Below are 11,716 nucleotides of genomic sequence, written 5' to 3' on the forward strand. Positions count from 1 at the left end.
TTGTTGAAATAGCAAGAGCCATTTATATTTCTCGCGATAAAATCAAATTTAATATACTCTTAGAATATGTTATTAAATTTAATTCACAAGCTGTTATTAAGCGTCTTGGATTTATTTTAGAAATATTAAAAATTGAAACAAACACAATTGAAGATTTACATAAATTGAAAACAAATTCTGTTGTACTTTTAGATACAGAACTTCCAAAATCAGGAAAAATAAAAACCAAATGGAGTATTCAACAAAATATTGAAACAGAAACCATTAAAACAGCTATCTATACATGATAAAACAGGGAGAAATACAAAGAAAAGCCCGAGCAGTAGGTGTTCGAGACCAGCAAATTGAAAAAGATTACATCTTATCTTGGATTTTGCAAGCTGTGGCTATGCATAACAAATTAGCGAAAGCAATTGTTTTTAAGGGTGGAACAGTGTTAAAGAAAGTGTATTTTCAAGATTACAGATTTTCGGAAGACCTTGATTTTACATTGCTAGATGATAATATTCCCAATCAACAAATCTTTGATTATTTCAATGAAGCATTTGAATATGTGAGAGAAGAAGCAAATATCCCATTAGAAATAATCGACAATAATGAACATCAAGATGGTGGAATAAATTTTTACATAAGTTATATTGGTCCACTTGGCGGAATGAGAACAAATAAACGAGTGAAAGTTGATATTTCGAGAAGTGAAAAATTACAGTTTGAACCAATTAACAAATCTGCTTTTTTAACTTATACTGACCAAGAAGAACACAAATTACTTTGCTACACTCTTGAAGAAATTCTTGTTGAAAAACTTCGTTCGGTTATGCAACGAATGCAAGCACGAGACTTATATGATATATGGTATTTACTTGAAGTACACGGATTAGAACTTGATTTTTATGTGAATGGGTTTATTGCAAAATGTGAAAGCAAAGAAGTAAATCCAAATGATTTTTTCATAAAATTAGAACAACGATTACCACAATATAAAGCTCGTTGGCAAAAATCTATGAAAGAACAAGTTCAAAATTTACCAGAATTTGAGCAAGTGGAAAGAGAAATTATGAGGCATTTAAGAAAATTGGAACTATAAATATGAAAAGTATTTTAGACTACATAGCAGAAGAAACCAACGGAAAGAATTACAAATCATATAAATATTGTTTTGAGAATATTGAAGTACCAAAACTTGAATATGAGGACAAAAAGGATATTATTGTAAAGAAAATTGGCGAAACAGACAAGGGTTTAAAAACAACAAAATCTTTGAGAAAAAGAGCAGAACAAGAGCAAAATAATCCGCTATTCAAATTTTTTCTTGACGGTTCAAGGCGAACATATAAAGTTGATGATATTGCATACGGTAAAAAATTATATCCTGTTGTAGCCGGACAAATTGCCATCGGCACGATATTATTTGATGAGAAAAATAGAACTTAGCCTTAATAAATAATAAATTTCCTGCATAAACAATCAAATTTAGAAACACATTTTATAATTATGATATTTGATTTAAAAATATTTTTATTTATTGACAAAGATTCTTGTGGTATAATTTTATCAATATTAAGTAATTCCTTGCCTGAAACATCAGAAAAACTAACATTAACAGTATTACTTGATAAATTACTTATGTAAATATTATTATTATCCTGATAACATTTAAAATCAATTCTGTCATTGTTTCTTTGATTAATCGAAATATCTTTTGAATAAAAATTATAAACTGTTCCTTCGGTAGGTGTTCCAATAACAGTAATACCTACATCACCAATAGTTAATTTAGGACTATTGGCATTTCCCTCCAACATATATGATTCTGTTTTATCCAATTTATTCCAAATACCAAAATACCCTCCTTTCTCACCATAATAAATCATATTTTCATCTTGAATTAAATTTGGACCAACGTGAATAGTTATTGAATTATCATTCTTCAGAATAACCTGCACAGTTAATGAATCATTAAGTGTTTTTAAATTATAGAATTCTTCATAGAATCCAACATTTTGCCATTCAATAATCAAACTATCTTCGTGCTTAACTAAAATATAAGATTTACTTCTTTCATTATCTTTATACCTATCAATAAAATCATTGTTAAAAACATCAATATATTTATTACATGTAGATAATTGACCAAAGAAAACACAATCAAAACCTAAATAACCATCTCCGACATATAATGAATCATAGATATTGTTCAATAATGTAAAATTAAAGTTTATTGGAATTTTAACTAACGGCTCATCCCAATTTTTAGTAGAAATAGTATCATAGGAATTGAAAGACTTAAATGGTTTAAAATCTGATTTAAAGGTATAATCCTGTCCAAATAATAATCCATTTATAAAAAGTAAAAATATGCTTAATAAGTATTTCATAATATTTATTTTAATTTATATATTTCAAAATTGTGTTTATTTGTATTTATTATTAAAACTTCGTTTTCATTTATAAGTAAGCCCCTGCTCCCATATTTTTTTTCTTTTGTTGGTATTAGATAACTTTTCAATAATTTATAATTTGTTTTTTCAAAATATGATAAATAATAATTTTCATCATAAGTAACTAATCAGTGTCAAAAGTAAAATAAAATACTTGAATAAACAAATTTTTATTCATTTTGGAATACATTGTAAAAATAAGACTTTATTAACTGTGGATAAAAAGAATAAAAATACTTGGATACTTGTGTCTGTATAACTCTCTTTGTTGAAAAATTTTTAGCTTTGGATAAAGACAGAATCATAGTTGAATTGATAAAAAAAGTAGAAGAGCTTACAAAAGAAGTTCGAAGCTTAAAAAATGAGCTTTCTAAATATAAAACGCAAAATACATTTTATAGATGAGTTTTTAAAGGCATAAAGACTTCTGAAAATATCAAAAAGGGACTCTGTAAGAATCCCTTTTCTTTGACTTTTTCTTCAGCCATCAATCATATTTCTAATAAGTTGCTCTCCAGCAGAGCCTATTTCCGTTTAGTTGGACAAAACAAAAGTATATTTGATTTATCATAATTAAAAATATTGTTAAAAAAAACAGCAACCATTTTGTCTATTATACCTAAAAATCGGTGTAAAAAAAATGTGCAAACGGGCTAATCAATTGAATTCCAATTAAGGGACAATTTACCCCCTCATTGAACTAATTGCAAAAGATGACAAGAAAAATCCATTGCAAAACAAATTGTAACTCCAAAAGGAAAATATTGGCAAATTAATGTGAAATTCGATAAAAATAATTAATAATCTTATTACATCAAACAGTATTCAATCTTATTTTTTTAAACATTTCATTACATCCCCCTCATTAATCTTTTTTTCATATATTAGTTGCTTTAAAAATAAATTAAATTTAGGAAATTAAAAGTAAAATTAGTGTATAAAATAGATTCGAAGATTGATATAAATTCAAAAGATTTTAAAAACAACAAAGAAAATTTTTTAAAATTATTTAAAACTTACAGAGAAAGATTAGAAAAAACTTCCAAAGGTGGTAGTGAAAGAGCCATTGAAAAGCATAAAAAAAGAGGAAAATTACTTGTACGCGAGCGTATAAATAAATTGCTCGACCCCAACACTCCTTTTCTTGAACTATCAACACTTGCGGCTTACGACCAATACGATAATGGTTTTCCTGCTGCGGGAATTGTTACAGGAATAGGTGTTATTCATGGAAAAGAAACTATAATTGTTGCTAATGATGCAACGGTAAAAGGCGGTACATACATCAAAGAAACAATCAAAAAACATTTGAGAGCACAAGAAATTGCAATCGATAATCAACTGCCATGTGTTTACCTTGTTGATTCCGGAGGAGTATTTTTGCCTGAGCAATCAAAAGTTTTTCCTGACCGAGATCATTTTGGAAGATTCTTTTTCAATCAATCACTAATGTCGGCACGAGGAATTCCCCAAATTTCAATTGTTATGGGTTCATGTACTGCCGGTGGTGCTTATGTTCCTGCAATGAGTGATGAAACGATAATTGTCAGAAATCAAGGAACAATTTTTATTGGCGGACCTCCCCTTGTAAAAGCAGCAACAGGAGAAGAAGTTACTCCCGAAGAACTTGGAGGTGCTGAAGTTCACACTTCAATATCAGGAGTATCGGATCATATTGCTGAAAATGATACACATGCACTTCAAATTTGTAGAAATATTTTTGAAACAATCAGCAATAAAAAACGCCAGAAATTAGATATTTATCCTATTGAAGAACCTGCTTATGACCCTAAAGAATTATATGGAATAGCTCCTGACTTTCGTAAAATGATAGACCCTAAAGAAATTATTGCAAGAATAGTTGACGGCTCAAAATTTCATGAATATAAAGCTAAATACGGCAAAACAATTGTTACAGGATTTGCACGAATAATGGGTTTTCCTGTTGGAATAATTGCCAACAATGGTGTATTATTTTCTGAATCCTCACTTAAAGGCACACATTTTATTGAGCTATGTAGCGAAAGAAAAATCCCATTAATCTTTTTACAAAATATTACAGGTTTTATTGTTGGTAAAGAATACGAAAGAAAAGGAATTGCTAAAGATGGAGCTAAGCTTGTTCATGCTGTTGCAAATACCAATGTTCCAAAATTTACAATAATTATTGGTGGTTCATTTGGTGCAGGAAATTATGGAATGGCAGGAAGAGCTTACGACCCCAAATTATTATTTATGTGGCCAAACGCAAAAATTTCGGTAATGGGTGGAGAACAAGCTGCTAATGTGTTAATTACTGTAAAACAAGATCAATACAAAGCTCAAGGCAAGGAAATGCCTCAAAAAGAAATTGATGAATTAAGAAAATCTATTATTGACAAATACGAATATGAAGGCTCTGCATATTTCAGTACTTCACGGCTTTGGGATGATGGAATTATTGACCCTGTGGATACCAGAAAAATATTAGCTCTTGGAATATCCATGTCATTAAATAAAGAATTTGATGAACCTAAATTTGGTATTTACCGCATGTAAACAAAAATAAAAAAAAATAATGAATTACAAAACCATAGAATTTGAATTAAAAAATAATGTAGGAACAATATGGCTAAACCGCCCAAAAGTTCATAATGCTTTTAACAACGAAATGTTGTCAGAGGTAATTGATTGTGTAGAAAATGCAAATAATAACAAAGATGTTGTTTGTGTTGTGATAAGAGGTAGAGACAAATCATTTTGTGCAGGTGCCGACTTAAATTGGATGAGAGATGTAGCACAAAATTCTTATGAAGAAAATTATAAAGAAAGTCTGAATTTATCAAAATGTTTTTACACTATTTATACTTGCAAAAAACCAACTATTGCTTTAGTTCATGGTGTTGCAATAGGCGGTGCCAATGGACTTTTAGCGGCTTGCGATATGGCTTATTGTACTAATGATGCTACTTTTTCTTTAAGTGAAGTGAAGATTGGAATTATCCCTGCATGTGTTTCACCTTATGTTGTAAAACGAACAGGTGAATTTGGCTCTAAAGAATTAATGCTTACAGGCAAAAGGATAAAAGGCAAGGAAGCAGAATCTTACCGATTGGTAAATAAATCTCTTGAAGCTAATGAAATAGAGAGCTATGTTGAATCAGTAATAAAGTTATTAAAAACAAGTGGACCTGTATCAATGACTCAATGTAAAGACCTTCTTTTTGAAGTATCAAATAATTTAAGTCTTGATGAAGCCTATAAATATACTGCTAAAATGATTGCTGATATAAGAGCATCGGAAGAAGGACAAGAAGGAATGGCAGCATTTCTGGAAAAAAGAAAACCTAACTGGGTAAAAGAATAAAAAATATAAATATTAAATAAATTTAAGCCAAAACGATAATGAAACTTTTCAATAAAATCCTAATTGCAAACAGAAGTGAAATAGCAGTTAGAATTATTAAATCTGCAAAAAAATTAGGTATTAAAACAGTTTCCATTTATTCCGAAGTTGATACGGATTCCTTACATATTAATCTTGCCGATGAAGCATACTGCATTGGTAAAATTGACCTAAACGAAACCTACCTGAACATTGATAAAATTATTGCTGTTGCAAAAAAATCAAACTGTGATGCAATACATCCCGGTTACGGTTTTCTTTCCGAAAATCCTCTTTTTGTTAAAGCATGCGAAAAAGCAGGAATAACTTTTATAGGACCATCTTCTGATACTCTTGAGATTATGGGTAATAAAATAAAAGCTCGGGAATTTATTAAATCTATTAATGTACCTATAAACGAAGGTATTACAGGAGATACTAAGGAATTACTTAAAGCAAGCAAAACAATTCCTTTTCCATTGCTGATTAAAGCTGCTGCAGGTGGCGGTGGCAAAGGAATGCGAATTGTTCACAATGATAATGAACTTGTAGAATCTATTGAATCAACACAAAGAGAAGCAAAATCTTATTTTGGAGATGAAACAGTTTTTATTGAAAAATATATTGAAGAACCACGACACATTGAAGTACAAATAATAGGTGATAATTTCGGAAATGTCATTCATCTTTTTGAAAGGGAATGCTCTATTCAAAGGCGTTACCAAAAAATTATCGAAGAAGCCCCCTCTCCCACTCTCACTGATAAAGTACGAAAAGAAATGTGCAATTCGGCAGTGAAAATTGCTGAAAAAATAAAATATAATAATGCAGGTACAATTGAATTTTTGGTTGATAAAGACCTTAATTATTATTTCCTTGAAATGAACACCAGAATACAAGTTGAGCATCCTGTTACTGAATTAACTACAGGAGTTGACATAGTGAAAGAGCAAATATTAATTGCTGCAGGAAATAAACTTAGCTTGGAGCAAAAAAATATAAATCAAAACGGACATGCAATTGAATGTAGAGTGTATGCCGAAGATCCTGCTACTAATTTTTTACCTTCTCCCGGAAAAATGTTGCTTTACAAAGAACCAAAAGGTAAAAATATTAGAATAGATACGGGAATTGATAAAAATACAGAAATAAAAAGCTTTTTCGACCCCATGATTTCAAAACTAATTGTTTGGGGTGAAGATAGAAATCAAGCTATTAAGTTAATGTCTGATGCACTTAAAGATTATATTATTCACGGTATAAAAACTAACATAGCTTATCTCATTAAGGTTATAAATCATAAAATTTTTATAAAAAATAATATTTCTACAAAATTCTGTGATGAATATACGGAGACAATTATTAATGATATTAATAAGGATAAAAAAAACACTCCTTCATACATTCCAACAATTGCACTATTACTCTATAAACTCAACACTAATTCCTCAAACACCGCTACAAATTTAGATTATAATGTTTGGAAAATAATTGGTTATTGGAGAGATATTATGTCAGCCAATATTGAATTAGAAGAAAAATCTTTTGAAATAAAAATTAATAGTATTTCTAAAAAGTTTTATGAGTTTGAAATTTCCGAAGAAAAATTTAATTGTAATCTAATTAGTATTGATGATAACGGAAAATGCAAATTTATTATTAACGAAAATTATTATGTCAGCTATATTTCAGAAGACGAAAAAGGAAATTCTTTTGTAAATATTAACGATATAATCTTTAAAGTCAAACGTACTGATATCCTTTCAGATGATTCAACCTCACCTATTAGTGCAGAAAATTTGGGTGAAGATGGCAATAAAATAAAATCACCCATGCCTGGAAAAATCATTAAAATAAATGTAAAGAAAAATGAGAAAGTAAAAAAAGGTGAAGTTTTATTGGTTATTGAATCAATGAAAATGGAGAATAATATTGAATCAAGAATAGATGGCACTGTTAAAGAAATTAAAGTTTCATTAAATGATATGGTTACAAGCGAACAAGAATTACTAAAATTGGAATAAAGGAAAATTTATTTATAAAAAGAGTATTTTAATTTTTACTAAAAAAAACAAATATGTATATAAACGAAGAACATGATTTAATAAGACAAACTGTAAGAGATTTTGCAGAAAGAGAAATACAACCACGTGCTCAAGAACTTGATGAAAATGCAGAGTTTTCAGTTGAACTTACAAAAATGATTGGGGAATTGGGTCTTTTTGGAATGTACTTACCTGAAAAATATGGTGGACAAGAGCTTGACATACTTTCATATATCATTGCAGTAGAAGAACTTGCACGAGTTGACAGTTCACAAGCAGCCACACTTGCAGCACACAACTCACTTGGCATTGGTCCCATTTATTACTATGGTACAGAAGAACAAAAAGAAAAATATCTTCCACAATTATGCACTGGAGAGGCACTTTGGGGATTTGGCTTAACAGAACCTGATGCAGGTTCAGATTCAAGAGGAACTAAAACTAAAGCTGTAAAAAACGGTGATGAATGGACAATAAACGGTTCTAAAATATTTATTACTAATGCGTCATCTCCTATCACAATTGGTTCTGCTATTCAAACTGTTACAAATATTGATGAAAAAGGTAACAAAGAATTTACAAATTTTATTGTAGAGCAAAACACTCCCGGATTTAAAGCTGTTTCCATGCATGGAAAAATGATGTGGAGAGCCTCCAATACTGCCGAATTATATTTTGATGATTGTAAAGTTCCTGATGAAAACATGCTTGGGAAAATAGGCGAAGGTTCTAAAATAATGCTTGACACACTTGACGGTGGTCGCCTTTCAATTGCTGCAATGGGCTTAGGATTGGCTCAAGGTGCTTTTGAATTAGCTTTACAATATGCCAATGAAAGAAAACAATTTGGAAGAGCAATTGTTAAATTTCAAACTACCGCTTTTAAACTTGCCGACATGGCAACAAAAATTGAATTAGCAAGAACATTACTCTATAAAGCTTGTTGGCTTAAAGACAACAATAAAGCCTATGCAAAAGAAGCTGCAATGTCTAAATTATATTGCTCGGAAATAGCAAAAGAAGTTGCCGATGAAGCAGTTCAAATCCACGGTGGTTACGGATTAATGAAAGACTATCCTATTGAAAGATTCTATCGTGATCAAAGATTGCTACAAATTGGTGAAGGAACTTCTGAAATTCAAAGATTGGTTATTGCTCGATATATTAATAAATAAGTGATAAATTAGAAATTTAACAAACCAATAAATTGAAGATTGCTAATCAACAAATAAAAATTACCGAATGTCCTCGTGATGCTTGGCAGGGAATAAAACAATATATTTCTGTTAAGGACAAAAGCGATTACATTAACACTTTATTAAAAGTTGGATTTGATACTATTGATTTTGGAAGTTTCGTTTCTCCCAAAGCTATTCCACAACTAAAAGATACAAAGCAAGTAATTGAAAAATTGGATCTGAGTTATACAAATACAAAATTATCAGCATTGGTAGGAAATCTAAAAGGAGCACAAATTGCATCAGAATTTGAAGAAATAGATTTTATTGCTTTTCCTTTTTCCTTTTCAGAAACATTTTTAAAACTAAACCTAAATACTAACATTGCCAATACTAATGTACTGATTGACAAAATAATTGAGTTAACTCAAAAAACGAATAAAAATATTCTTCTCTACATCGCAATGGCTTTTGGAAACCCCTATGGAGATATAAGCAACATTGATTTACTAATGAAATGGATAGAAATTTTTAAAACTAAAGGGCTTAAAAAACTAATCCTTACTGATGTTACAGGAATTGCCAGTGCCGAAGATATTAGAAAAACATACTCTATTTTAAACAAAGAATTTCCTGATATTGAATTTGGACTTCATCTTCATACTGACATTAATTCTTGGGAAGATAAAATTGATGCTACATGGAAAAACGGTTGTAAAAGTTTTGAATCTGTAATTGACGGATATGGAGGCTGTCCAATGACTAATTATGAAATGATTGGAAACTTATCTACTCAAAAATTATTAGACTATTGTAATAAAAACAATATTAATACTGCCATTAATAATAAAATGTTTAGATTGGCAGTTGAAAAATCAAGGGATATATTTCCTAAATAAATTGAAAATTAAAAAAACAGAATATGCAAAAAGTTGTAAAAAACGCTAAAGAAGCAATTCAAGATATCAAAGATGGTATGACAATAATGCTTGGAGGTTTCGGACTCTGTGGAATACCTGAGAACTCTATTGATGCTCTTGTTGAAGCAAATTTAAAAAATCTTATATGCATTTCCAATAATGCAGGCATTGATAATGTAGGTTTAGGAAAATTGCTACGAAAACATCAAATCGCAAAAATGATTTCATCCTACGTTGGTGAAAACAAAGAATTTGAAAGACAATTATTAAGTGGAGAGCTTGACGTTGACCTTGTCCCTCAAGGTACACTCGCTGAAAGAATTAGAGCAGGTGGAATGGGAATTCCCGCTTTTTTTACTCCAACAGGATACGGTACCGAAGTTCAAGAAGGTAAAGAAACACGCGAATTTGATGGAAAAATGCACATCATGGAAGAATGGCTTAAAGCTGATTTTTCTCTCGTTAAAGCATGGAAAGGTGATACTCACGGGAATCTAATTTATAGGCATACTGCCAATAATTTTAATAATATGATGGCAGCAGCAGGGAAAATTACAATTGCAGAAGTTGAAGAACTCGTTCCTGCTGGCGAATTAGACCCTAATCAAATTCATACTCAGGGTATTTTTGTACAAAGAATATTCAAAGGTGTTAATTACTCAAAACAAATAGAATTTATGACAACAAGTGATTAATTCAAAGTAATTTTTTCTTCTAATTTTAAAATGAAAATAATATGGCTTTAGATAAAAACGGAATAACAAAAAGAATAGCTCAGGAGTTGAAAGACGGATATTACGTAAATCTTGGAATTGGCATTCCCACTCTTGTGGCAAATTACATTCCCGATAATATTAATATAACATTACATTCTGAAAACGGATTATTAGGTATTGGACCATTCCCTACAAAAGATAATGTAGATGCGGATTTAATAAATGCAGGAAAACAAACTGTAACATACAAAAAAGGTTCATCATTTTTCGATTCGGCATTAAGTTTTGGAATGATACGTGGCGGACATGTTGACCTTACTGTGCTTGGTGCTTTTGAAGTATCAGACACAGGAAATATTGCCAGTTGGAAAATACCGAATAAACTAATTAAAGGAATGGGTGGTGCAATGGATTTAGTTGCCAGTGCAAAAAATATTATTGTTGCAATGATGCAAACAGATAAAAAAGGTAACCCTAAACTTTTGAAAAAATGTACACTACCACTTACAGGAGTAAATTGTGTTAAAAAAATTGTAACTAATCTTGGTGTTTATGATGTTACTGACGAAGGATTTGTATTAAAAGAAAGAGCACCGGGAGTTTCAATAGAAGAAATTAAAAAAGCAACCTTAGGAAAATTAGTTATTAAAGGAAATATTCCTGAAATGGTAATTTAGAAAATGAATGGAAGAATTGATGAATGAACAAGTAAGCAGTCGGCAGTCGGCAGTCGGCAGTAAGCAGTCGGCAGTCTTCAGTCGGCAGTCTTCAGTCGGCAGTCGGCAGTCAAATTCCGAATAAATAAAAAGAAGTACTTAAAGTTAAAAGATAAAAAAATTATGAATAAACAGATAAATAAAAAGAAGTGCCTAAAGTACTTAGAGTACTTAAAGTTAAAAGTTTTAAGTTGTGAATTGTAAGGTATGAATAAACAGATAAACAGGAAGAAGTGCCTAGAGTACTTAGAGTTAAAAGTTAAAAGTTAAAAACTAAAAGCTAAAAGTTGTGAATAAACAGATAAACAAATAAACAAATAAACAGATAAACAAATA

At 30.2% G+C, this 11,716-nt stretch carries 11 protein-coding genes; 10 read left to right on the forward strand and 1 reads right to left on the reverse strand.

The features are described 5' to 3' along the window. The 3 genes from U9R42_08470 to U9R42_08480 form a co-directional block, all read left to right on the forward strand. On the forward strand, positions 1-287 hold a 287-nt coding region (locus U9R42_08470; protein MEA3496055.1), incomplete at its 5' end, for a transcriptional regulator. After that, complete coding sequence (locus U9R42_08475) at positions 284-1,087, forward strand: nucleotidyl transferase AbiEii/AbiGii toxin family protein (GenBank protein MEA3496056.1); 804 nt, start codon at positions 284-286, stop codon at positions 1,085-1,087. The genes U9R42_08470 and U9R42_08475, both read left to right, overlap by 4 nt. Before the next feature lie 2 nt (positions 1,088-1,089). Next, entirely contained in the window at positions 1,090-1,434 is a 345-nt protein-coding gene (locus U9R42_08480) for a hypothetical protein (protein MEA3496057.1), read from the forward strand. Positions 1,435-1,436: 2 nt separating this feature from the next. Here U9R42_08480 and U9R42_08485 read toward each other — a convergent pair whose 3' ends face one another. Then, positions 1,437-2,378: a hypothetical protein gene (locus U9R42_08485; GenBank protein ID MEA3496058.1), complete on the reverse strand. Its 942-nt coding sequence runs from the start codon at positions 2,376-2,378 to the stop codon at positions 1,437-1,439. A gap of 996 nt (positions 2,379-3,374) precedes the next feature. Here U9R42_08485 and U9R42_08490 point away from each other — a divergent pair. From U9R42_08490 to U9R42_08520, 7 genes are read left to right on the forward strand one after another with little or no spacing between them, the layout of a single operon-like run. Beyond that, complete coding sequence (locus tag U9R42_08490) at positions 3,375-4,979, forward strand: carboxyl transferase domain-containing protein (protein MEA3496059.1); 1,605 nt, start codon at positions 3,375-3,377, stop codon at positions 4,977-4,979. A 19-nt stretch (positions 4,980-4,998) separates the two neighbouring features. Further along, positions 4,999-5,787: an enoyl-CoA hydratase-related protein gene (locus U9R42_08495; GenBank protein ID MEA3496060.1), complete on the forward strand. Its 789-nt coding sequence runs from the start codon at positions 4,999-5,001 to the stop codon at positions 5,785-5,787. Positions 5,788-5,825: 38 nt separating this feature from the next. Then, complete coding sequence (locus tag U9R42_08500; protein ID MEA3496061.1) at positions 5,826-7,829, forward strand: acetyl-CoA carboxylase biotin carboxylase subunit; 2,004 nt, start codon at positions 5,826-5,828, stop codon at positions 7,827-7,829. Between the two features lie 53 nt (positions 7,830-7,882). Further along, positions 7,883-9,025 carry an acyl-CoA dehydrogenase family protein gene (locus U9R42_08505; GenBank protein ID MEA3496062.1) on the forward strand — a complete coding sequence of 381 codons (1,143 nt, stop codon included), beginning with the start codon at positions 7,883-7,885 and terminating at the stop codon, positions 9,023-9,025. A gap of 32 nt (positions 9,026-9,057) precedes the next feature. Beyond that, positions 9,058-9,927 carry a hydroxymethylglutaryl-CoA lyase gene (locus tag U9R42_08510; protein MEA3496063.1) on the forward strand — a complete coding sequence of 290 codons (870 nt, stop codon included), beginning with the start codon at positions 9,058-9,060 and terminating at the stop codon, positions 9,925-9,927. Positions 9,928-9,950: 23 nt separating this feature from the next. Further along, a complete protein-coding gene (locus U9R42_08515; protein MEA3496064.1) occupies positions 9,951-10,643 on the forward strand; it encodes a CoA transferase subunit A in 693 nt (230 codons plus the stop codon). Between the two features lie 41 nt (positions 10,644-10,684). Next, on the forward strand, positions 10,685-11,341 hold the full coding sequence (locus U9R42_08520; protein MEA3496065.1) for a 3-oxoacid CoA-transferase subunit B: 657 nt from the start codon (positions 10,685-10,687) through the stop codon (positions 11,339-11,341). Positions 11,342-11,716: the final 375 nt, after the last annotated feature.

Source organism: Bacteroidota bacterium, assembly GCA_034723125.1.
Taxonomy (GTDB): domain Bacteria; phylum Bacteroidota; class Bacteroidia; order CAILMK01; family JAAYUY01; genus JAYEOP01.

Excerpts from the sequence above, each read along its gene's own strand:
- U9R42_08495 (MEA3496060.1), top strand. The coding sequence starts at position 4,999 with ATGAATTACAAAACCATAGAATTTGAATTAAAAAATAATGTAGGAACA.
- U9R42_08515 (MEA3496064.1), top strand. The coding sequence starts at position 9,951 with ATGCAAAAAGTTGTAAAAAACGCTAAAGAAGCAATTCAAGATATCAAA.
- U9R42_08500 (MEA3496061.1), top strand. The coding sequence starts at position 5,826 with ATGAAACTTTTCAATAAAATCCTAATTGCAAACAGAAGTGAAATAGCA.
- U9R42_08520 (MEA3496065.1), top strand. The coding sequence starts at position 10,685 with ATGGCTTTAGATAAAAACGGAATAACAAAAAGAATAGCTCAGGAGTTG.
- U9R42_08485 (MEA3496058.1), bottom strand. The coding sequence starts at position 2,378 with ATGAAATACTTATTAAGCATATTTTTACTTTTTATAAATGGATTATTA.
- U9R42_08480 (MEA3496057.1), top strand. The coding sequence starts at position 1,090 with ATGAAAAGTATTTTAGACTACATAGCAGAAGAAACCAACGGAAAGAAT.
- U9R42_08475 (MEA3496056.1), top strand. The coding sequence starts at position 284 with ATGATAAAACAGGGAGAAATACAAAGAAAAGCCCGAGCAGTAGGTGTT.
- U9R42_08505 (MEA3496062.1), top strand. The coding sequence starts at position 7,883 with ATGTATATAAACGAAGAACATGATTTAATAAGACAAACTGTAAGAGAT.